This is a genomic window from Ochrobactrum sp. P6BSIII (genome assembly GCF_014138065.1).
Classification (GTDB): Bacteria; Pseudomonadota; Alphaproteobacteria; order Rhizobiales; family Rhizobiaceae; genus Brucella.
The window spans coordinates 90,707-112,805 of sequence record NZ_JACGXB010000006.1; the positions used below are offsets into that span (position 1 = coordinate 90,707).

The window sequence follows — 22,099 nt, forward strand, 5'->3', positions numbered from 1 at the left end:
GATTTCGCGGCGTCTTTTCCAAAAAACGCCGCGAAAGTAAAAACAAGCTATCGTGATTATTGAGTAGCACCACAATTGCAAATTCGTCAGGCCGTGGCGAAACGAGTGATTTTCGAGCACCGGAGCACAGGAAATTGCGCGTTGCAGACCGGCATCACGAAGAATGCAACTGTAGTGGTAGAGCGGAACCTGATCAGTTCTGCGGTTACTGCGTCTGGCGCTGCACTTCCTCGTCGCCCAGCGGCTCCTTCGGCATGTGGAACACCTGTCCCGGCCAGATAAGGTCAGGGTTTTTAATCTGCTCACGATTGGCAAGATAGATGGTCGTGTAGCGGGTGCCCTTGCCATAGGCGCGCTTGGAGATCGTCCACAGATTGTCGCCCCGGCGGATGATCACCGAACCGTCAACCTTTTGCAGCGCGGCCTTGTCCTCGGCGCCTGCCTCTGCCGTACCGCTGCTTGTGGGAGCGACTGCCGAAATATTGGCGCCAGCCTCGCGACGGAACGGCACGCGCGCCGTGGCGATGACACGGTTTGCATTGTCGAGAAGATCGGCGCGAATGATGTAATCGGCCACAGCAAGCGGCTGTTTGCTCTGCACGAGGAAACGGCCTTCCGGCGTAACAGTGCTGGAGCCGATCAGAATATCATTGGCATGGACGATCACGCGGTTTCCACCCTTGGCATTGCCGGCCACGAAGATGGCGTCACCTTCGATTTCGACCGCTTCGATGGCAATCGGCAGTTCTTCGGCAGGCTTGGCCTGCGAGGCCTCACCTTCAGTCGGCGCTGTTGCAGCACCCGTCGCACTGTCCGTCGGCTGCGCCGGTGCAGTTTCCGGCCTGGTGATCAGACGGCTTGCTTCGCCCGGTTCTTCAACCAGCGCCAGAACCTGCCCGCCTTTTGAATCCGGCACGGAGACGATGGCCGTCTGGGCCGATGTGGCAACCTTGTCCTGCCCCGAGGCGCGCAGCACAAGCTGATGATCGCCCGGCTTCAACGGCTGGTCCAGCACCACGACGAAATCGCCATTGGCGCCTGCCTTGGCTTTGCCCACGACACTCGCACCAGCCACGACTTCCACATCCGCATTCGGCATGGCCTTGCCGGCAATCACCACGGAACCATCCGGCTCTACGCGCAGCACGTCGAAGATCGGCGTCTGGTGCTGCTGTTCCGGCTCAGCGGCGGCCTGATCGGCAGGGGCCGTCGGCTTGTCGGCCTTCGGCGCAGCCTCGGCAGATTGCGCGGGCTTTGGTGCCTCTGTCTGAGGTGCTTGCGGCTGTGCAGCCTGCTGTTCGCCGCCGGAAGCAGCGGGCGCGGAAACACCAGCCTTTGGTGTTTCCGGCTCTGCCTTCTTTGCATTCCAGTAAAGGCCAAGCCCGACAATCACGGCCAGCAGGCCAGCGCCGAGCAATCCAAAGCTATTCTTCTGCATTTCGTTCCGAGACCCACGCCAGAGATTAGCGCGTTTCCAGTTAAAACGAAGACGTTGAAACCGCGCTATCTATTTTTTCTGCGCATTTCCGAACGCAAAACGGCTTCGCACTTTTGCTGGAAATGCAAACTCTTCCTCTGTCGCATTACCCAACGCAAAACCGCTTCGCACTTTTGCTGGAAATGCTCATTAGAATGGGTTTATAGCTTTTGGCTTCCCCCCACAACAAATCTGCACTGAATTAGCAAAAGGTACGAGGTTTTTTCTTAGCTTGCTTATTGTTCTGCACAGCTTGTGGGCTTTTCCTGTTCCGGGTCGTCCATGAGGTTGTAAAGACTGGCCTCCTGGCCCTTTGTCCACCAGACATAAACGCCGCCCGCATATTTTGCGCCGGAACCGGACAACACATTGGAAGCGATGACAGTTTCATCGTCCAGTTCAAGCTCTGCAAGCGAAATGTCACCGGCATTGTAATAGGTTACGGACACGTCCTTTTCGCCGCATTTATAGAGGACGGAATTGGTCGTTACCGCCGTATCCTCCGGTAGCTTGATGGTGATTTCAGCAGCCGACGCCGCCGAAGCGGTCAGGGACAGCGCAAAAAGCGCAACGGACAGTTTTACTGAAGACAACATTTTCAAATTCACTCCAATTTGATTTGCAAAATAAGACCTAGAATACTGGCCCTGAATGTACAGGACATGAACGGATTTTACGGCCCTGCGGCGTGACGCCCGACTTGACGCTCACGCATCAAAAGCCCAAAAAAGCACTATGTCTGAGATTCGATCCATTTGCGTTTATTGCGGCTCTTCCATGGGCCAGAACCCCATCTATCGCGAAGCTGGCCTTGCCCTTGGCCGCTCCATCGCCGAGCATGGCCTGCGCCTTGTCTATGGCGGCGGCACGAGAGGCATCATGGGCGCGGTGTCGCAAGGCGTGATGGAAGCTGGCGGCGAAGTCACCGGCATCATCCCGACCTTCCTGCTCGACAAGGAAGCCAGCCTCGAAAAGGCGGAACAGTTGACGGAGCTGGTCGTCGTTGGCGATATGCACGAGCGCAAGCATCTGATGTTCCAGAAATCGGATGCGTTCGTCACCCTGCCCGGCGGCATCGGCACGGTCGAGGAAATCGTGGAGATGATGACCTGGGCGCAGCTCGGCAAGCATCGCAAGCCGATGGTCTTCGCCAATATCAATCAGTTCTGGCAGCCCATGCTGTCGCTGCTCGACCATATGCGCGCGGAAGGCTTTCTTCATACCGCTCATCAGGTGCAGCCGCTGGTGATCGACAAAGCGGAAGATATCGTGCCCGCCATCCTCGCCGCCAATGGCAAGCCGCGCGAAGGCAACCCGGAAATCATCGAGAAGATGTAAGCCCTGCCCTCGCGAGAGCAGCTTTCTTATTCGTTACGCACTGAACCATCTGTACCGCCGTACAGGTGGTTTTTTGTTGTTTGCACGCCGCTGTCTCTCCACCGCTGCCCTTGCGATAAGCGGCTGGCCATGCCACATTGAAAAACGTTCAACCATATGGTTGACTATTCCCATGAATGACGTATATTCAACCTTACGGGTGAATAATGAACGATGATGCTCTGTCACATATTCTCAAAGCCGTCGGAGACGCTACGCGACGGCATATCTTGACGCTGCTCGTACAGGAGGGCGCTTCAAGAGTGACTGCACTCGCCGCTCATTTCGACATGTCGCTCAACTCTGTCTCCAAGCACATCAAGGTGCTTGAGGAGGCGGGGTTGGTCACCCGCAAGACTTTGGGCCGCGAGCATTTCATTGCCGCCGAACTGGAACCGGTACGGGAAGTGGAAAACTGGTTCGCGGAACTGAAGTCTGTCTGGGAACTGCGCCTGACGGCGCTGGAGGATGTACTCGTTTCAAAGGAACAGGAAAATGAGTGAGCTTGAACTGACAGTTAATCGCAGGATTGCCGCTCCACGGGAGAAGGTTTTCAACGCATGGCTCTCGCCAGTGACGCTGGCGAAATTCATGCGCGCATCAAGCGATAGCACCGGTCCGTCCGATGTCAGCACGGATGCGGTGAAAGGCGGCCGCTTTTCCATTTTGATGCATATGGTCGATCGCGACGTGCCGCATTCGGGCACCTATCTGGAAATCGATCCGCATTCGCGTCTGGCATTCACCTGGAATTCGCCCCATTCGCTGGATGACAGCGTGGTAACGATCGACCTGAAGGAAGTGGACCCAAACACCACGGACATCACGCTGAAGCAGGTCAAATTCCGCAGCCCCGAAGCACGCGACGGCCACATCAAAGGCTGGAGCGTCATTCTGACGAATTTCGACGGACTGGCCAACTGACCCTGCCGATAGAAATGAAAATGCCGGGCGCTCTGCCCGGCATTTTGTTCGTGCGGATAACATCACGACAATAGCAGATACCCTGTCGGATCTGCTGGGCAGATACCACCGCCACATTGCAGCAAGGTGGAAACGCCATTCGCGACCGTTAGAACCATGAACAATGCGATTGGCAGATAAACTGCAGTTTTCATTGTGAGAGCTGGCTGCACCTCACCGAATTGACGATCAAACAGCAGCATGATCGCCGCGCCGGTGATCATGAGCGCAGATATGATGAAGACCCAAGTATAAAAATGCAGATCGAGGAAGGCGTTACCATAAGCGCCCGTTCCGGGAACAATATGCAAGAGAACATGCCGGGCTGCGACAGATCCACTGATTACAGCGCCCAGGACAATCAAGCCATAATGGCTGGGGCGCATGCCAGTCTTAAGATTCAGCACGAGACCGAACCCGGCCGCGATGATACCCGCGCGCTGCAAGATGCAAAGCGGGCATGGAATATTCCCTCGGACGATCTGATTATCAAACGCGAACAAGAGTGTGAAACAGACGGCTGACAGCCCGATAGTATTGAGCCAGATCAAGTATTTACTGGTCATTTTTTCCGTATCACAATGCAATATTGATTGAATCCGTGGCATGCAGGCTGAACAAAGCCAAAATACAGACGATACCACTGCCCCAGAATACGAGTGCGATGGTCCGCCTTCTAAACCAGGTCGCAACCAGACCCACAAAGAAGAGAAAAAAGGAAACACTCATCATCGCAATATTCAGTTCTCAAAAATTCGCGGGAAAGGAATACGCATAGATTTGCATTCCACGGGAAGACCGTAGAATTAACGCAAATTCGGTGTATTTTGAAAGTCGCAGAATAGAGGTCGCATAAAGAAGCCCCCTAAAAATTACTGATTACATTCTTGAGGGAATCGATCGGCGGTCAATCCGTTACTGGTCAAATACCAGCAGATAGGATTGCCACCTATTTCTTCACCAGCGTCACAACCGCTTCCACATGCGGAGACCACAAAAACTGGTCGATAGGCGTGACGCGTTGGATGCGATAGCCGCCCTTCACCAGAATGGCGAGATCGCGCGCAAGCGTGACGGGGTTGCACGACACGGCAACTACCTTTTCCACTTTGGACTTCGCCAGTTCCTGCGCCTGTTCTTCGGCGCCCGCACGCGGCGGATCGAAAACAACGGCGTTGTATGGCAGCAATTCCTTCGGCATCAGCGGGCGGCGGAACAGGTCGCGCCGTTCGACGCTCACCGGCTTCAGGCCCTGCACATGGCGTACACCGCGGTCGAGGGCCGCCAGAGCAGCCGCATCATTTTCCACCGCATGGACCGCACTTTTCTCCGCCATTCGGAGCGCGAAAGTGCCGACACCGCAGAAAAGATCGGCGACGCGCTTTGCCTTGCCGACATGGTTCAGCACCAGCGCCGTCATCGCCTCTTCAGCCTCGGCGGTTGCTTGCAGGAAGCAGCCGGGCGGCACCGGAACCGGAACCTTGCCGAAATGGATCAGCGGCTTTTTCGGCTCGACGATGATTTCGCCCTCATGCGAAAGGCGTGCAAAACCCTTCTTGATGACAAGCGCGGTCAAGGCACGGCGCTGGTCGTCATCCAGCACACCGCAACCGCTTGCCGCGAGATCAAGGCCGGATTCCGTCAGTGTCGCCGCCAGTTTGAACGGCTTGGAACCCGGCGCCAGCAATGCACCAACATCGCGCAGATCGTCGAGGCGCGAGATGATTTCCGGCACGGTGACCGGGCATTCGACAATGTCGATGATTTCATGGCTGAGATGGCGATTGAAGCCGAGCAGAACGCCCTTCTCCGTCTTGCGCGCGGCAAAGACGGCGCGGCGGCGCGTATGCGGCGCGCAGGCCACCAGCGGTTCAACCTCAACATCGATGCCCCTACCCTTCAGGGCTGAGACAACCAGTTCGCGCTTCCACAGACGGTAGGGTTCATCCTGCCAGTGTTGCAGCGCACAACCGCCGCAGGCCTCGAAATGCTCGCAGGCCGGATCCTGCCGTTCCGGCGAGGTTTCCAGCAATGCGATCAGCGTCGCGCGGTTCTTGTCGCGCGCCACATTGGCCACTTCGCCCGGCAGCGTGAAAGGCACATAGATCTGACCGTCGGGAAGATTGGCGACGCCATCGCCGCCCGCACCTATCGAGCGGATATTAATTTGCGTCGTCATTGGTCCTTCTTTCCTGCCAAGAGATATTCACGATTGCCATCACCACCTTCGATGGGCGACGGGCAAAGGCCGAGCGCGCGCCAGCCAGGCTGCGTCTCAAGCCAGAGTTTGAGTTCTTCTGCTATGCGTTCGCCGTCCGTAGGATCACGCAAAATGCCGCCCTTGCCGATGGCTTCACGTCCTGCCTCGAATTGCGGCTTCACGAGAAGCGCGCAGATAGCATCTTTTTGCGCAAAGGCCAATGCCGGGGGCAAAGCGAGCTTCAGCGAGATGAAACTGACATCCGAGACGACGCAATCAATGTCGCGCCCGTCGAGATGGGCCAATTGCAGCGCGCGGGCGTTGACGCCCTCCTTGTTGGTGACGCGGGCGTCAGCGCGCAGGCTCTCATGCAACTGGTCGTGCCCGACATCGATGGCGATGACATGGCTTGCGCCGCGTTCCAGCAACACCTGCGTAAAGCCGCCGGTGGATGCGCCGATATCGAGCGCCGTGCGCCCTTTGACATCGAGGTCGAAATGATCGAGCGCCGCGATCAGCTTCAGCGCCGCGCGCGAAACATAGGCACTGGCGGGATCGTCCACCGCGATTGCAGCATTCTGCGCCACCGTCTGACCCGGCTTGGTGACGGCTTTACCATCCACCTTGACGGTGCCGCGCTGGATCGCATCGCGAGCACGCGAGCGCGTGGCGAACAATCCGCGTTCGACCAGCAGTTGGTCAAGGCGCGGGCGACTATCGGCAGATGGTACGCTCATGAGATCACGCCCTGAAATCAGGCACGGAACGGTGTCGCGATGGCTTCCCGACCGAGCGCGGAAAAAACCGTGTGCACGATACCGGCGCGGTCGAGACCGGCGCTGGCATACATCGCATCCGGCTTGCCGTGATCCTGATAGAGATCAGGCAGCGTCAGCGCACGAACCTTCAGGCCGCGATCCAACAGACCGTCGGTGGCGAGGAATTGCAGCACATGCGAGGCAAAGCCGCCCACCGCGCCCTCCTCGACCGTCACCAGCACTTCGTGTTCACGGGCAAGACGGCGGATCAGATCGTGATCGAGCGGCTTGGCAAAGCGCGCATCGGCAACCGTCGTCGAAAGACCGGCAGCGCCCAGCTCATCGGCAGCGGCAAGGCATTCCTGCAAGCGTGTACCGAAGGACAGTAGCGCCACCTTGGTACCCTCGCGCACGATGCGGCCCTTGCCGATTTCAAGCACCGAGCCGCGTTCCGGCAATTCGACGCCGACGCCATCGCCACGCGGATAGCGGAAGGAAATCGGGCTTTCATCATATGCGGCGGCAGTGCGCACCATATGACGCAATTCAGCCTCGTCGGACGCGGCCATGACGACAAAGCCCGGCAGCGCGGCAAGGAAGCCCGTATCGAAGGAGCCTGCATGAGTGGCGCCGTCGGCACCCACCAGACCGGCGCGGTCGATGGGGAAACGCACTGGCAGGTTCTGGATCGACACATCATGCACGACCTGATCGTAGCCGCGTTGCAGGAAGGTCGAATAAATGGCGCAGAACGGCTTGAAACCCTCACTGGCGAGACCCGCCGCAAAGGTGACCGCGTGCTGTTCGGCAATGCCCACATCGAAGGTGCGCTGCGGGAACACTTCGCCGAAGAGGTCAAGCCCGGTGCCGGTCGGCATGGCGGCGGTGATCGCCACGATCTTGTCGTCGTGACGCGCCTCCTCGATCAGGCTGGTGCCGAAAATCTTGGTATAGCTCGGCGCATTGGCAGGCGGCTTCGCCTGCTTGCCGGTGATGACATCGAACTTGTTGACGCCATGATATTTATCGGTGGCAGCTTCCGCAGGCGCATAGCCCTTGCCCTTCTGCGTCACCACATGGATCAGCACCGGGCCTTTTTGCGTATCGCGCACATTTTTCAGCACAGGCAGAAGATGGTCGAGATTATGCCCGTCAATGGGGCCGACATAATAGAAACCCAGCTCCTCGAACAGCGTACCGCCGGTGAAGAAGGCACGCGCATATTCTTCCGACTTGCGCGCCTTGTCCTGGAGGAATTTCGGCAGCTTCTGCGCCACCTGCTTGGCGGCTTCGCGAACGCTGCGATAGGTGCGGCCCGAAACGAGGCGCGCCAGATAGGCGCTCATCGCCCCGGTCGGCGGCGCAATCGACATGTCGTTATCGTTGAGGATCACGATCAGCCGCGCATCCAGCGCACCGGCATTGTTCATCGCTTCATAGGCCATGCCAGCCGACATGGAACCATCGCCGATGACGGCAATGACATTGCGCTTTTCGCCCGAAAGATCGCTTGCAACGGCCATGCCGAGACCGGCGGAAATCGACGTCGATGAATGCGCCGCGCCAAACGGATCATATTCGCTTTCGGAACGCTTGGTGAAACCGGACAAGCCGCCTTCCTGCCGCAGCGTGCGAATGCGGTCGCGTCGACCGGTCAGAATCTTGTGCGGATAGGCCTGATGGCCGACATCCCAGATGATACGGTCATGCGGCGTGTCGAAGACATGATGCAGCGCAACTGTCAGCTCGACCACGCCCAGCCCCGCGCCCAGATGCCCGCCCGTGGTGGACACGGCGTCGATCAGCTCGGCGCGCAGTTCTTCCGCCAGTTGCGGCAGGTCCTGCTCCGGCAAAGCGCGCAGGCGATCCGGGGTCGGCACCTTATCGAGCAATGGGGTCGTGGGTCGGGACATCGAAACAACCTGTCTTTGGGATTATCTGGATTGGTCGTCGGTATAGCAGCATCGTGGCCAGATCAAGCAGAGCCGGCTGAACTGCGCCAATCTAACACGATATGAAGCCAAATTGTGCAAAGCGAAAGCGCGTCGTTATTCAGGCAAGGGAATGAAATCCTGTTCATCGCCCGGCACGATATCGAACCGGCCCGTGCGCCATTCTTCCTTGGCCTGCTCGATGCGTTCCTTTGACGATGAGACGAAGTTCCACCAGATATAACGTTTCGACCCGAGCGCCGCGCCGCCGAAAAGCATGATATGCGCGCCTTCAGGCCCCGCCTGCACGACAATATCGTCACCGGGACGGAAGGCCAAAAGCCTGTCCGGCGGAAACACTTCGCCGCCAATGCCGACATTGCCGCTCAGCGTATAGATCGCGCGTTCTTCCGCTGTCGGCGGAATGGGAAAACGGCCATGCGGCTTGATGCGGATATCGGCATATAGCGTGTCCGCGTGCTGGATGACCGGCGATTTCAACCCATGCATCGCCCCGATAATCAGGCGGCCGTCGAATTCGGGATCACTCATCAACGGCAGATCGGGCGCGTTGGTGTGATAGAAATGCGGATCAATTTCTTCCAGCGCATCAGGCAGAGCCAGCCAGGTCTGCACACCGGAAATCGACAACGGCCCGTTGCGCTCCTCTTCCGGCGAACGCTCCGAATGCACGATGCCGCGTCCCGCCGTCATGAGGTTCACATCGCCGGGCCGCACCACCATCTCCGTGCCGAGGCTGTCGCGGTGACGGATGTGACCGTCAAACAGATAGGTCACCGTCGAAAGACCTATATGCGGATGCGGGCGCACATCCAGCGCATCGCCGTCGCGCAAGACTGCCGGACCCATCCGGTCAAAGAAAATGAACGGTCCAACCAGTCTGCGGCGCACAGTCGGCAGCGCGCGCCGCACTTCCAGACCACCAATATCGCTCGTGCGCGGGATCACCAGCGTCTCAATCGCATCCACTGTCGTCTTGTCGCCAAGTACCGGATCGGGACAGGGGAAAAAGCTCATGAGACATACTCCTTTATTAAACCGTCGCAGTGCTTCGGGAGGTGCCGGATAGCACAAAACAAAACCGCACCGGCAGGCCGGTGCGGTCCGCACTCATCAATATGGCGCTAGCTCCACGCTTTTCTAGCGAAAAGCGAACCGCTTTCTCAGAGCCGCATTATCCCACGCAAAACCGCTACGCACTTTTGCTGGAAATGCTTTAGCGACCCTGCAACAGCTTGGAAAGCGCGTTCGTGTCCGGCACCTGACCGTTCGCGGTCAGCTTGTCCACCAGACCCGGCAAGACTTGCGAAAGCTGGTTCAGCAGTTCCTGCTGGTCGATGCCTGCATGCTGTGCGATTTCGCTGAGCGTCTTCTGACCGATGGCGTCGCCAAGCTGGCCCGGCTCGATGGAATGGTTCTGGCCCTGGCCAACCCAGGATTCCACCTTGTCACCCAGACCTGCCTGATTGAGCTGCTCCAGAAGGCCGCCGAGGCCGCCACTGAGCGGGCCCGGTGCGGAAGGTGCAGCCGAAGCGTTGCCCGCAGCGGCGCCACCAAGCAGGCCACCAAGACCACCGAGAATGCCGCCAAGCAATCCACCGCCGGCCTCATTGGCCGCTGAAGGCGAAGCATTGCCAGCAGCACCGCCGCCAAGCAGGCCGCCGAGAAGTCCGCCCAAACCGCCACCAGCCTGCGACTGGTCAGGCACCGGCTGCGCCTGCGTCGGTGCGGGTTCTTCCTTGCTGCCGCCAAGCATCTTGCCGACCAGCAACGCGCCAAGTGCAATCATGATTGGCTTGGCAAGACTGCCGCCGGGGATCGGCGAACCGTTTGAGTTATCGTCGTAACTACCCATGGCGCAATACTCCCTGTTATCCCATGCAGCTGACGTGCACGCGGTAAGTTAAAGTTAAAACGATTTCTCGTTTTGACAAGCATATTAACTTGCCTCTGCGCACTAAATATGAAAATTTTCCGTGAGCGCGAAACAAATGTTTATCCGCGCTTCAGGAGATATAAGATGTCTATAATAAGCTGGATCATTCTCGGCCTGATTGCTGGCTTTATCGGCAGCAAAATCGTCAATAAAAGCGGTCAGGGCGTCTTTTTTGACATCGCATTGGGCATTGTCGGCGCAATCGTCGGCGGCGTGCTTTCGTCTTCACTTTTTGGGCGAGGCGTCACCGGCGCGTTCGATCCGATCAGCCTCATCATCGCCATTGTCGGCGCAGTCATCGTGCTTTGGGCCTATCACGCCATCACCGGCAAACGAAGCATCGGCTAATATATATTGTTTAGTAAATTGCCGGCTCCGGTTTACGCCGGAGCCATTTTTGTTTTAGAGCGCATCCCGAAAAGTGTGAAACGGTTTTCGGGATGGGCTCTAGAGTAAAAGATTAGAGCGGGCGACCCGATACATATGTTGTTGAGCTTATGAGCTTTCTCGAACCCTACATCACGGCATATGGCGCATTGGCGCTCTTTGTCATCGTCTATTTCGAGTCGTTCGGCGCGCCTCTGCCCGGCGAGAGTGCGCTGATTGCAAGCTCGCTTCTGGCACTGCATGGCACACTGAACATCGAAGCCGTGCTGCTCGCGGTGTTTATCGGCGCAGTGCTGGGCGATTGTACCGGCTATCTGATCGGGCGCTTCGGCGGACGCAAGGTGATCTTGCGCTATGGCCATCTGGTGAAGCTGACGCCGGAAAGGCTCGACCAGTTCGAGAAAATGTTCGACAGCAAGGGGTTTTATGTGGTCGCAACGGCGCGTTTCGTCGTGCTGCTGCGGCAGCTCAACGGCATTATTGCGGGTTCCATGAAGATGAACCCGCTGCATTTTCTGGCTGCAAATATGATTGGCGCTGCCGGATGGACGCTCTGCTGGGGCCTTGGCCCCTATTTGCTGAGCGGCGTGCTTGCGCCCTATGTCGCCCAGCTGCGCGCTTGGTTCTGATTATTCCGCGTCGAGCGGCTCGGTGCCGACAGGCTGGCCGTCGCGACCGATGCGGATTTTCTCGACCTTGTCTTCAGCCGACTTCAGCAGCGTGTCGCAATGCTTCTTCAGCGCTTCGCCGCGCTCATAGATGCGAATGGATTCTTCCAGCGGCACGTCGCCCCGCTCCAGATCGTCGACGATCTTTTCAAGCTGCTTGAGCGCATCCTCGAAGCTCATGACCGCAATATCGGCGTTGGACGGTTCGGTTACCATGATTCATCCTTTCAACAGCCGCGTAATATGCGTAGATGCGGACTGCGACAAGCCCTCTAGATCATATCCACCTTCCAGCACACTCACGAGCCGGTGATCGCAATAGCGTTCCGCCCGTTCCATGAGTTTGCCGGTTGCCCAGTCGAAATCCGTTTCGTCGAGATTGATCTCGGCCAGCGGATCGCGAAAATGGGCATCGAAGCCAGCCGAAATAAGGATCAAATCTGGCCGGAAGTTGTCCAAAGCAGGCAATACACGACTATTAAATGCTTCGCGAAATTCGCGGCTGCCCGTATTGGGCGAAAGCGGCGCGTTGACGATATTGCCAACGCCGATTTCATCCTTCGCGCCCGTGCCCGGATAGAGCGGAAACTGATGCGTGGAGCAGAACAGAACGCTCGGATCATCCTGAAAAATATCCTGTGTTCCGTTGCCGTGATGCACATCCCAGTCGATGATGGCCACGCGTTCCGCACCGTGATGGCGCTGGGCATGACGCGCCGCAATGGCAATGGAATTAAACAGGCAGAAGCCCATGGCACGCTCACGCTCGGCATGATGGCCCGGCGGGCGCGCGGCGACGAAACCATTGCTGGCAGCGCCCGAAAACACGTCGTCCACCGCACCCATCGTCGCGCCGATGGCGGTGAGCGCTGCTTCCATGCTTTTCGGGCTGACATAGGTGTCGCCGTCGAGTTTCACGACGGGCTGCGGCGCTTCCTCATCCTCGACCGGCTCCGGGATCTTGGCGCGCACGGCATCGAGATGTTCTTCGGGATGGGCGAGGAGGATCGTATCTTCGCTGGCCTTCGATGCCTCGACACGGTCAAGCCGGTAAAAGTCCGGCCCTTCCAGCTCGCTCATCAGCGCGCGAATGCGATCCGGGCGCTCGGGGTGCCCGGATGGCGTCAAATGTTCCAGATAAATCGGGTGCCAGTAAAGCCGTGTTGTCATGCGCGCATTATAGCAGCAGCGGGGCACATGACCATGACGGTCCTGTGCATATCCCGCCTGCGGTCTTCAGATGATTTCGGTTCAGATAATCTCAGTCCGGGCAATACCGATGCCGAAACCTTCCAGGCCGACATAGTGACGCTCGCGCGATGCCAGCAGCACGATGGAGGTGATGCCCAGATCCTTGAGGATCTGCGCGCCAAGGCCGATCTGACGCCATTCCTCTTCGCGGGCGCGGGCTTCCGCATGGCTTTCATGCTCGGCCTGCAAATTATCGCGGGCGCGTGCATCGTGATGATCAGCACGAACACCGACTGAGCCTTCACGCAGATAGACCAGAACGCCGCGGCCTTCCTTGCCCATGCGCTCCATGATCGCATCCAGATTGCTGCCGCCCTTGCCGAAAACATCGTTCAGCACGTCTTCACGATGCAGGCGCACGGGCACTTCCTCGCCGTCGCGAATGTCACCGAACACCACGGCCACATGCTGCATCGGTTCCCACGGCAGTTCGTAAGTATAGGCATGGGCATTGCCTGCGCAGGTCTTTACCGGCGCATCGCCGACGCGCTTGACCAGCGTTTCCTTGCGCTGGCGATAGGCGATGAGATCGGCCACCGTCACGCGGTGCAGCGTGTGCTTTTCGGCAAAGGCATTCACATCGGGGCCGCGCATGACCGAGCCGTCATCATTGACCAGTTCGCAGATCACGCCAATCGGCGGCAGGTTGGCAAGCTTGCAGAGATCAACGGCGGCTTCCGTATGGCCCGAACGCATCAGCACGCCGCCTTCGCGCGCGATGAGCGGGAAAATATGGCCGGGGCGCACGAAATCGTCCGGACCAGCATTCGGATTGGCCAGATTGCGCGCCGTCAGCGTGCGGTCTTCTGCGGAAATGCCGGTGGTCGTGCCATGGCGATAATCGACCGTGACTGTGAAAGCGGTGGTGTGGGCAGATTCGTTCTCGGCGACCATCGGCGCGAGATTGAGACGCCTGGCTTCGTCGCGGGGCATGGGCGTGCAGACGATGCCCGATGTGTGGCGCACGATGAAGGCCATCTTTTCCGGCGTGCAATGCACGGCAGCAACGATCAGATCGCCTTCGTTCTCGCGGCCGTCATCGTCCATGACGACGACAATCTCGCCGCGCTCAAATGCGCGCAATGCATCCACAACCTGCTTCTGATTATAGCTCATCGACATACACCCCTGTTAAATCCGTCCCGTTTGGCCACTTTTTCAGACGCGGCCCGTTTGGCCGCGGTGACGCAGATAATGATCCGCGATGGCGCAAGCGACCATGGCTTCGCCAATCGGCACGGCGCGGATGCCGACGCATGGGTCGTGACGTCCCTTGGTCATCACGTCCACTTCCTTGCCATCCTTGTCGATGGAGCGGCGCGGCGTCAAAATCGAAGAGGTCGGCTTGACCGCAAAACGCGCCACTACCGGCGCACCGGTGGCGATGCCGCCCAGAATACCGCCAGCATGATTGGACAGGAACAGCGGCGTGCCATCATTGCCCATCCGCATTTCGTCGGCATTTTCCTCACCGGTCAGGCGCGCAGCTTCAAAGCCATTGCCGATTTCCACGCCCTTCACGGCGTTGATCGACATCAGCAGGCTGGCGATATCCTGATCGAGCTTGCCATAGATCGGCGCGCCGATACCGGCGGGCACGCCCTCGGCCACGATCTCGATGACCGCGCCGACCGACGACCCGCTCTTGCGAATGCCATCGAGATAATCCGCAAACAGTTCGACCGAACCCGCATCCGGCGAGAAGAAAGGATTGTTGTCGACTTCCGACCAGTTCCAGCGGCGACGGTCGATGCCATGAATACCCATGGCCACCAGCGCACCTTTGACTTCCAGCCCCGGCACGATCTTCCGCGCAATGGCGCCAGCCGCCACGCGGGCCGCTGTTTCGCGCGCCGACGAACGGCCGCCGCCGCGATAATCGCGAATGCCGTATTTGACGTCATAGGTGTAATCGGCATGGCCCGGACGATACTGGCGGGCAATCTCGCCATAATCCTTGGAACGCTGATCCGTGTTTTCGATCATCATCGAAATCGGCGTGCCGGTGGAAGTCATGGTCACGCCGTCTTCGCCCAGAAGAACGCCCGACAGCACGCGCACCTGATCCGGCTCGCGGCGCTGGGTGGTATATTTGGACTGACCCGGCTTGCGCTTGTCGAGATAGGATTGAATTTCGGCTTCGGTAAAGGTGATGCCGGGCGGGCAACCATCCACGACGCAACCCAGCGCGAGACCGTGGCTTTCGCCCCAGGTGGTTACGCGGAACAGATGACCGAAACTATTATGAGACATGCGCGACGCCTGACTAAAATGACCCTGGGTTGCCCCGGAGGCAAACCCTGACGGGCAGGATACCAGCTACTTTACCGGGCGTTTTATTGAGCTTTTCCGGATCGGTCAAATCATGGCCATCATCGACCTGAAATTTCCTTCGGTTCATCCCGATCCGGTATTTTTTTTGACACATTCGGTACGCTACATTGAGGGCAACAAAGCGCAAGCCGCTAATGAACAAATGACGACGTCGTGTCGATTCGCTCAGGCGATGCCTTCACCGGTACACGGCAATGCAAATGGGCGAAAAAGCGGGCAAAAGGAGCGGAAAACCATGCAGTATCTGGTCGGATTGATCCTCATTCTCGCCTCCCTGTTTTCAACAGTCGCGATGGCGGACGATGCCGAAGGCAAGATCACGTCCATCAACAAGGACAGCGAAACGCTTTCGCTCGATGATGGCAAGACCTACAAATTGCCCGGCGAGTTCGATTACAGCGCCATAAACAAGGGCATGAAGGTCCTCATCATTTACGATATGGTGGACAATACCCGCTTCATCACCGACATTCAGGAAGCGCCGTAAGCGCTTGCTATAGGCAATTGGCAGGTTTGAAGAGCGGCTGAAAAGCCGCTCTTTTCATGGGTTAAACCAGCCGCTGCGCACCACACGCGCCCAATCCGGACGCCCCGCCTTCTCGGCAAGTGCCATCATGCGCGATGTGTCGTAAGGAATGCTGCGCATCGTCACCAGCCAGCCGGACGGGCCTTCCTCTATCACGGCATAGGACGCATTCGGATTGCCGGTTTGCACGACATGCGGGCGCGGCTGATCATCGTCATAACCTGGGCAACCGACACTGCCGGGATTGACCAGCAGGCTGCCATCGCTCAGGCGCAAAATGCGCGGCATATGCGTGTGCCCGCACAGCAGCAGCGACGCGGAAATGTCCTCTGCTTCTGCTTCAATCGCCGCCCGTGATTGCAAAACGACATCGCCGTTTTCCGTTACAGTCTCGACCCAATAGCATGTGTCGCTCGTCGGCGTGGCGTGGCAGGCGAAAATGCGACCATCGGCCAGCGTGCGCGTTGCGGGCAAGGCGCGCAGCCATTCCAGATGCGTCTCGTCGATCTGCTCCCGCGCCGCACGGTCTGAACGGCTCATCTCGTCGATGGGTTGTTCGACCAGCCAGCGATCATGATTACCGCGAATGGAAATCATATCACGGGCGATCAGCATGTCGGCTGTTTCGCGTGCGGCGAGCGGTCCGCTCAGATGATCGCCGAGATTGATGATGGTTTCGATGCCCTGTGCGTCAATATCGGCAAGCACCGCCGCCAGCGCATCGCTGTTGCCATGAATATCTGCAATGACGGCAAAGTGTTTGAACGGCATAAAGCAACCCTTCGCTATATGAGCGCAATTCTGCCGCCGATCATAGCCGCCATCAGCGGCTTGTTACACCCATTCGAGCTTGCCGTTTTCGAACTTCAGAATCTTGTCCTGCGGGATCGAGAGATTGGCCGCTTCATGGCCGTCCACATCGCCGTAGAGATAGAATAGCGTGCGGATGCAGCCGCCATGGGTCACGCAGACGGTCGGCCATTCCACGGCTTCCACCCAGCGGCCAATGCGCTGCGAAAGGCCCATATAGCTTTCGGCAGTGGTACCCGGCGGCACGAAATTCCATTTGTCGCGGGCGCGCGCTTCGATGAGATCGTTCCGGTCCTTGGCGATGTCTTCCATCATGAAGCCCTGCCAGTCGCCGAAATTCACTTCCATCAGCTGCGGGTCGGTGCGGAAATCATAAGGATCAAGGCCCATGCGCAAGCGGATGCGTTCCATCGTCTCGCGCGTGCGGCGCAGCGGACTTGCCACGAAATCGAAGCCCGCACCGTCGCCGATCAGCGCTTTCAGCATATCGCCGTTGCGGTCAGCCTGCGTGCGTCCATGGGCATTGATGTCGATATCGAGCTGCCCCTGAATGCGCTGCGAAACATTCCAGTCCGTTTCGCCATGACGCGAAAAGTAGATGATCTCCCGGGCCAAAGCCTTACCTCTAAAGCGTTGCCAGTCGAAAACGATTGTCGAAACCGTGCCGACTGTTCTTCTCTAAAACAGGGATAACTTTCCCGGCGTGGGAAAGACAAAGAAAAATCCCGAAAAGCGTGTCAACTTTTCGGGATTTCAGAAGGGTCGTATCAGTCCTTGACGACTGAAATGTCCGGCGCGTCGACGGCTTTCATGCCGATGACGTGGTAGCCGCTATCGGCATGGTGCACTTCACCCGTCACCGAACGCGACAGGTCGGAGAGGAAGTAAAGGCCGACATCGCCCACTTCTTCGATCGTCACGGTGCGGCGCAGCGGCGCATTATATTCGTTCCACTTGAGAATATAGCGGAAGTCGCCAATGCCCGAAGCGGCCAGCGTCTTGATCGGGCCAGCCGAAATCGCGTTGACGCGGATGTTCTGCGGACCGAGATCGACGGCGAGATATTTCACGCTTGCTTCGAGTGCAGCCTTGGCAACGCCCATGACGTTGTAATTCGGCATGACCTTCTCGGCGCCGTAATAGGTCAGCGTCAGGATCGAGCCGCCATCGGCCATCAGCTTTTCCGCGCGGCGGGCAACCGCCGTCAGCGAATAAACCGAAATCAGCATCGTGTTGGTGAAGTTGGCTTCCGACGTATCGAGGTAACGGCCAGTCAGTTCGTCCTTGTCGGAGAAACCGATGGCGTGCACCAGAAAGTCGATCTTGCCCCACTTCTTCTCAAGCGCATCAAAAACAGCGTCGATGCTCGCGGCATCTGCCACGTCGCAATGACCGGCAACGAAAGCGCCAAGCTCTTCAGCCAGCGGCTCGACGCGCTTCTTCAATGCATCGCCCTGATAGGTGAATGCGAGCTCTGCGCCGGCATCGCGGGCGGCCTTGGCAATGCCCCAGGCGATGGAGCGGTTGTTGGCCACGCCCAGAATCAATCCACGCTTGCCCTGCAACAAACCTGACTGTGCGGTCATTAAGGGTCCTCATTGAAAAATAATAAACTTGTTGCCCTATCGCACAGGCTTGCATCACCTTCAAGCAATTGCAGCGAAAAAGCCGGGCATTGTCACCTTACTGCCGCAAAGCTACAACACCCGGCCCGCATTTTGGCCTGCGTGACCACAGAAAAACAGTTCTGATCGATTAAAAAGCAATTCAATCGATCAGAATCGCAACAACCCTGGTTGTTCAGGTCTATTCGCTCCCAGCAGCTACCTGCTCCGGGAAGGCATGAATCAGCCTTCCCGGTGCTTCTTCAGGAACTCTTCCAGTTCAGCGTCGCCGCCATCCGGCAGCATGATGCGGATATGCACATAAAGGTCGCCGCGCCCGCCAGCTTTCAGCGGCAGGCCCTTTTCCTTCAGGCGCAACACCCGGTCCGAACTCGACCAGGCCGGAATTTTCACCGCGATACGCCCGTCCAGCGTCTCGACCTCTTCCTTGCCGCCCAGTGCGGCATCGCTGAGATTGACCGGCAGATCCACATGCACATCACGCCCTTCGAGGCGGAAACGCGGATGCGGCTTGAAGCGGATCGTCACCAGCGCATCGCCGGCCGTTCCACCCATCAGCGGTTCGCCCTGCCCTTTCAGGCGGATGGTCTGGCCATCCTCGACATATTTCGGCAGCTTGATGTTGAGGTGCTTGCCATTCGGGAAAATTGCCTCGACCTTCTCGGCACCTGCCGCCTGCGACAAGGTCACGTCGATAGATGCGGTCAGGTCTTCACCCTTGGCATTGCCAGCGGCGCGGCCACGCGGACGCCCGCCACCGCCGAAGGCGCTGCCGAACAGGTCATTCAGAATATCTTCCGCGCCGCCAAAGCCTGCGCCCTGATGGCCGCCGGGGCCGGAACGAAATTCGAAATGGCTGTTGCCGCCGCCCTGACGAAAACCGGCAAACGGGTCGCCATGCGCGCCGCCGAAGCCCTGCCCGCCCTGGAAACCCTGAAACAGCGGCTTGCCTTCCGCGTCGATCTCGCCGCGGTCGAACTGGCCCCGTTTGTCCTTGTCGCCGACAATTTCATAGGCCTGATTAATTTCCGCAAAGCGCTCCTGCGCCTTCGGATCATCCTGGTTCTGATCCGGATGGTGCTTTTTGGCCAGCTTGCGAAAGGCCGATTTTATTTCTTCGGGCTTCGCCGTTTTGGCGACGCCCAGCACGCTATAGGGATCGCGCATATAGTTCCTCATTCAGGAAAATGACTGTGAAGTCAGTGGTAAGACTCATTGAGCCTAATATGCGCATGAGGGAAGAAAAGTTCCAGTCTGTACAGACTATAGGCCGCGCTTATTGTCAGATTGGCGCGAAGGACGTCACTGTCCACTGGCCGCCGCGCTGCATGCAGGTTTCGCCTCGATAGATGGAAACACCGTCAAAAGCCTCACGCGAGGTTTCGAATTCGCGGCAGAGCTGGTCGTTCTTGTTGCTTTCGGCAATCGTCGTGATCGTGCCCTGGCTGCCGGTATTCGGATTGGCCCATGGAACCGGCTTCTTGCCCCATTGCGTGAAATTCAGCGCCGAAACCACGTTCTGAACCGCAGACTGATCGGAGAGCTTGCCGGAATCCGTCTCGGTCGGCTGCTTGACCGAACCGGTAATGGTCGTCGAATCAGGAACGGCCTTGTCGATGCTGACGCCGCCCATCGCACAACCGGCGAGCGAAAACATGGTCATGCCGAGCACGACATTGCGCAAGGCCGCAGCATAATCAACGGCAAAGCCAATATGTTTCTGATGGCAGGCAGTTCCAGCGGCCAAACGCTACTTCCTCAATTTTACACGCTATGGATGCAGCGATTATGGCGGCAGTGGGTTAACAAGCGATGAGGTGGCAAGGTAAACAAATCCATACCAATGCACAACAGCAACTCTGTGGGTTTCGGCAGCCGGCTGGCAGAAATGTGCGCCTTCATTTTTGCGGTGCGGCATAAGCAATCATCGCGACCTCCATCCTCGCTGGAGGTGGACAAGACGCGTTTTATGGACGAAGCTCGCGCCAGCTTTCAGGTCGGGATTCCCGTTCCGACCATGCCTATCACCACAATCATTCGAGAATAGTGGAAATGACCAGCTCAAGCGACGACTTCACCCTGTCCTCCCAGCCTTTCAAGCTCTTTGCGGAGTGGCTGGCCGATGCAGGCAAGACCGAACCGAACGATCCCAACGCCGTGGCGCTTGCGACCGTCGATCCCGACGGACTGCCCAATGTGCGCATGGTGCTGCTGAAGGATTTCGACGAGCAGGGCTTTGTCTTCTACACCAATTATGAGAGCAAGAAGGGGCAGGAAATCCTCTCGGCTGAAAAGGCTGCAATGTGCTTTCACTGGAAAACGCTGCGCCGTCAGGTGCGCGTGCGCGGCCCCGTCGAAAAGGTCAGCGACGCCGAAGCCGACGCCTATTACGCATCCCGCCCGCGCGGCAGTCGCATCGGTGCCTGGGCCTCAAAACAGTCGCGCCCGCTGGAAAGCCGTTTTGCGCTGGAAAAATCCGTCGCGGAATATACCGCGAAATATGCAATCGGCGACATTCCACGCCCGCCCTACTGGTCGGGTTTCCGCATTCGTCCGGTCTCGATCGAGTTCTGGCACGACCGTGCGTTCCGCCTGCACGACCGCGTCTTGTTCACCCGGCCCAAGCCGGAAGGTGACTGGAACAAGGACCGGCTTTATCCGTAAGGGAAAAGAAAACCGCTACACGCCTCCGCCCTCATCCTGAGGTGCGGAGCGCAGCGAAGCCTCGAAGGATCGGTCCTTCGACAAGCTCAGGATGAGGGTCGCGCGTCTACACCCGCCCTTCAATTACACAATCGGCTTGATCGCCACCCAGAGACTGCCGAAAACGAGGCCGAGGAAGATCAGCCAGCCGACAATATTGTTCGACTTGAACAGTTTCAGGCACTGGTCGGGATTGTCGATATCGAGCACGATGATCTGGCGATAAAGATGCACGCCAGCGGCCAGCAATCCGGCCAGTGCGGGCATCGGTACCTGCGCCACGGCAAAGGCGGCAGCAAAGAAGCCGATAGCGCCGCCATAAAGGATCATCAGCGCAGTCTTGGTGTGTTTGCCGAACAGGCGCGCCGTCGAGCGAACGCCGACCAGCGCATCGTCTTCCTTGTCCTGATGCGCGTAGATCGTGTCATAGCCGATGGTCCACAGGATCGCGCCGATATAGAGCAGCACCGGCGGCAAGGAGAGTGATCCTTCCACCGCAGCCCAGCCCATCAACGCACCCCATGAAAAGGCGAGACCCAGCACGAATTGTGGCCAGTCGGTAATGCGCTTCATGAACGGATAGGCCGCGACGATCAAAAGCGAGAAAATGCCGAGCGCAATCGAAAACCAGTTGAATTGCAGCACCACCACAAGCCCGACCAGCGCTTGCAGGACGAGAAAAGCCTTGGCCTGACCGCGGGTCACTTGCCCGGCAGGCAGCGGACGCGACCGGGTGCGATCCACCTGATCGTCAATATCCTGATCGACAAGGTCGTTATAGGTGCAGCCCGCACCCCGCATGGCGATAGCGCCGACCAGAAACAGAAACAGGTGCCAGATCGACGGCATGACTGACCACGCGCCATCACCCGGATGTGCACCAGCGCCCGCCACCAGTGCCGCCGACCACCAGCACGGCCACAACAGAAGCTGCCAGCCAATCGGGCGGTCCCAGCGCGCAAGCTGCGCATAGGGCCACAATCCCTGCGGCAACAACTTATAGACCCAATGACCCGACGGAGCGTCCTTTACACGTCCTTGCGCATTGCGTGACTGAATCGATCCGTGTAGTTCGGGCTGTGACATGGCGAAATCCTTGATATATGCAGCCATCACTATAACCCCGACGAAG

The 22,099-nt window shown here is 58.3% G+C and carries 26 protein-coding genes; 7 read left to right on the forward strand and 19 right to left on the reverse strand.

The window, feature by feature from the left end:
- Positions 1-205: 205 nt before the first annotated feature.
- A complete protein-coding gene (locus FHW00_RS10175; protein ID WP_078338042.1) occupies positions 206-1,438 on the reverse strand; it encodes an Ig-like domain-containing protein in 1,233 nt (410 codons plus the stop codon).
- A 275-nt stretch (positions 1,439-1,713) separates the two neighbouring features.
- Complete coding sequence (locus FHW00_RS10180) at positions 1,714-2,073, reverse strand: MliC family protein (RefSeq protein WP_445557895.1); 360 nt, start codon at positions 2,071-2,073, stop codon at positions 1,714-1,716.
- 139 nt (positions 2,074-2,212) lie between these two features.
- Between FHW00_RS10180 and FHW00_RS10185 the strand changes: the two genes are divergently transcribed.
- The 3 genes from FHW00_RS10185 to FHW00_RS10195 all read left to right on the forward strand — a co-directional run bounded on the left by FHW00_RS10185 (position 2,213) and on the right by FHW00_RS10195 (position 3,778).
- On the forward strand, positions 2,213-2,815 hold the full coding sequence (locus FHW00_RS10185) for an LOG family protein (RefSeq protein ID WP_078338040.1): 603 nt from the start codon (positions 2,213-2,215) through the stop codon (positions 2,813-2,815).
- A 206-nt stretch (positions 2,816-3,021) separates the two neighbouring features.
- Positions 3,022-3,357 carry an ArsR/SmtB family transcription factor gene (locus FHW00_RS10190; protein WP_078338039.1) on the forward strand — a complete coding sequence of 112 codons (336 nt, stop codon included), beginning with the start codon at positions 3,022-3,024 and terminating at the stop codon, positions 3,355-3,357.
- Positions 3,350-3,778 (forward strand): SRPBCC family protein, encoded by a 429-nt coding sequence (locus FHW00_RS10195; RefSeq protein WP_078338038.1) that lies wholly within the window; start codon positions 3,350-3,352, stop codon positions 3,776-3,778. Before FHW00_RS10190 ends, FHW00_RS10195 begins: the two co-directional genes overlap by 8 nt.
- A 62-nt stretch (positions 3,779-3,840) precedes the next feature.
- On the opposite strand, the gene FHW00_RS10200 is transcribed toward FHW00_RS10195, so the two are convergent.
- From FHW00_RS10200 to FHW00_RS10225, 7 genes are all read right to left on the reverse strand, one after another.
- Positions 3,841-4,383, reverse strand: a complete 543-nt coding sequence (locus tag FHW00_RS10200) for a disulfide bond formation protein B (protein ID WP_078338037.1) — start codon at positions 4,381-4,383, stop codon at positions 3,841-3,843.
- A 10-nt stretch (positions 4,384-4,393) separates the two neighbouring features.
- On the reverse strand, positions 4,394-4,549 hold the full coding sequence (locus FHW00_RS24535) for a DUF5993 family protein (RefSeq protein ID WP_445558202.1): 156 nt from the start codon (positions 4,547-4,549) through the stop codon (positions 4,394-4,396).
- Positions 4,550-4,766: 217 nt separating this feature from the next.
- A complete protein-coding gene (locus tag FHW00_RS10205) occupies positions 4,767-5,996 on the reverse strand; it encodes a class I SAM-dependent RNA methyltransferase (protein WP_078338036.1) in 1,230 nt (409 codons plus the stop codon).
- Positions 5,993-6,754: a TlyA family RNA methyltransferase gene (locus FHW00_RS10210; protein WP_078338035.1), complete on the reverse strand. Its 762-nt coding sequence runs from the start codon at positions 6,752-6,754 to the stop codon at positions 5,993-5,995. The genes FHW00_RS10205 and FHW00_RS10210 overlap by 4 nt, the downstream gene beginning before the upstream one ends.
- 17 nt (positions 6,755-6,771) lie before the next feature.
- Complete coding sequence (gene dxs / locus FHW00_RS10215; RefSeq protein WP_078338034.1) at positions 6,772-8,688, reverse strand: 1-deoxy-D-xylulose-5-phosphate synthase; 1,917 nt, start codon at positions 8,686-8,688, stop codon at positions 6,772-6,774.
- Positions 8,689-8,823: 135 nt separating this feature from the next.
- Positions 8,824-9,744, reverse strand: coding sequence for a pirin family protein (locus FHW00_RS10220; protein ID WP_078338033.1), 921 nt, complete (start codon positions 9,742-9,744; stop codon positions 8,824-8,826).
- 199 nt (positions 9,745-9,943) lie between these two features.
- The gene (locus FHW00_RS10225) at positions 9,944-10,582 is read right to left on the reverse strand and encodes a YidB family protein (RefSeq protein ID WP_078338032.1); all 639 of its coding nucleotides are present in this window, start codon (positions 10,580-10,582) and stop codon (positions 9,944-9,946) included.
- 165 nt (positions 10,583-10,747) lie between these two features.
- Between FHW00_RS10225 and FHW00_RS10230 the strand changes: the two genes are divergently transcribed.
- Positions 10,748-11,011 carry a GlsB/YeaQ/YmgE family stress response membrane protein gene (locus FHW00_RS10230; RefSeq protein ID WP_078338128.1) on the forward strand — a complete coding sequence of 88 codons (264 nt, stop codon included), beginning with the start codon at positions 10,748-10,750 and terminating at the stop codon, positions 11,009-11,011.
- Positions 11,012-11,160: 149 nt separating this feature from the next.
- A complete protein-coding gene (locus FHW00_RS10235) occupies positions 11,161-11,679 on the forward strand; it encodes a DedA family protein (RefSeq protein WP_078338031.1) in 519 nt (172 codons plus the stop codon).
- Here the strand turns inward: FHW00_RS10235 and FHW00_RS10240 are convergent, their stop codons facing one another.
- The 4 genes from FHW00_RS10240 to aroC form a co-directional block, all read right to left on the reverse strand.
- Positions 11,680-11,934, reverse strand: coding sequence for an exodeoxyribonuclease VII small subunit (locus FHW00_RS10240; RefSeq protein WP_078338030.1), 255 nt, complete (start codon positions 11,932-11,934; stop codon positions 11,680-11,682).
- Between the two features lie 3 nt (positions 11,935-11,937).
- On the reverse strand, positions 11,938-12,888 hold the full coding sequence (locus tag FHW00_RS10245) for a histone deacetylase family protein (RefSeq protein WP_078338029.1): 951 nt from the start codon (positions 12,886-12,888) through the stop codon (positions 11,938-11,940).
- A gap of 81 nt (positions 12,889-12,969) precedes the next feature.
- Complete coding sequence (ribB, locus tag FHW00_RS10250; RefSeq protein ID WP_078338127.1) at positions 12,970-14,085, reverse strand: 3,4-dihydroxy-2-butanone-4-phosphate synthase; 1,116 nt, start codon at positions 14,083-14,085, stop codon at positions 12,970-12,972.
- Between the two features lie 42 nt (positions 14,086-14,127).
- Entirely contained in the window at positions 14,128-15,222 is a 1,095-nt protein-coding gene (aroC, locus tag FHW00_RS10255) for a chorismate synthase (protein WP_113534698.1), read from the reverse strand.
- Positions 15,223-15,538: 316 nt separating this feature from the next.
- On the opposite strand from aroC, the gene FHW00_RS10260 reads away from it, so the two are divergent.
- Positions 15,539-15,790: a DUF1344 domain-containing protein gene (locus FHW00_RS10260; RefSeq protein WP_078338126.1), complete on the forward strand. Its 252-nt coding sequence runs from the start codon at positions 15,539-15,541 to the stop codon at positions 15,788-15,790.
- 54 nt (positions 15,791-15,844) lie between these two features.
- Here the strand turns inward: FHW00_RS10260 and FHW00_RS10265 are convergent, their stop codons facing one another.
- The 5 genes from FHW00_RS10265 to FHW00_RS10285 form a co-directional block, all read right to left on the reverse strand.
- A complete protein-coding gene (locus FHW00_RS10265; RefSeq protein ID WP_078338028.1) occupies positions 15,845-16,600 on the reverse strand; it encodes a metallophosphoesterase family protein in 756 nt (251 codons plus the stop codon).
- Positions 16,601-16,663: 63 nt separating this feature from the next.
- On the reverse strand, positions 16,664-17,254 hold the full coding sequence (locus FHW00_RS10270; RefSeq protein WP_078338027.1) for a histidine phosphatase family protein: 591 nt from the start codon (positions 17,252-17,254) through the stop codon (positions 16,664-16,666).
- A 152-nt stretch (positions 17,255-17,406) separates the two neighbouring features.
- Positions 17,407-18,225: an enoyl-ACP reductase FabI gene (gene fabI / locus FHW00_RS10275; RefSeq protein ID WP_109368447.1), complete on the reverse strand. Its 819-nt coding sequence runs from the start codon at positions 18,223-18,225 to the stop codon at positions 17,407-17,409.
- Between the two features lie 261 nt (positions 18,226-18,486).
- On the reverse strand, positions 18,487-19,431 hold the full coding sequence (locus FHW00_RS10280; RefSeq protein ID WP_078338026.1) for a DnaJ C-terminal domain-containing protein: 945 nt from the start codon (positions 19,429-19,431) through the stop codon (positions 18,487-18,489).
- A gap of 115 nt (positions 19,432-19,546) precedes the next feature.
- Positions 19,547-19,978, reverse strand: a complete 432-nt coding sequence (locus FHW00_RS10285) for an RT0821/Lpp0805 family surface protein (protein ID WP_440630320.1) — start codon at positions 19,976-19,978, stop codon at positions 19,547-19,549.
- A gap of 338 nt (positions 19,979-20,316) precedes the next feature.
- Between FHW00_RS10285 and pdxH the strand changes: the two genes are divergently transcribed.
- A complete protein-coding gene (gene pdxH, locus FHW00_RS10290; RefSeq protein ID WP_078338124.1) occupies positions 20,317-20,928 on the forward strand; it encodes a pyridoxamine 5'-phosphate oxidase in 612 nt (203 codons plus the stop codon).
- Between the two features lie 123 nt (positions 20,929-21,051).
- On the opposite strand, the gene ubiA is transcribed toward pdxH, so the two are convergent.
- A complete protein-coding gene (gene ubiA / locus FHW00_RS10295; RefSeq protein ID WP_078338123.1) occupies positions 21,052-22,053 on the reverse strand; it encodes a 4-hydroxybenzoate octaprenyltransferase in 1,002 nt (333 codons plus the stop codon).
- Positions 22,054-22,099 lie beyond the last annotated feature (46 nt).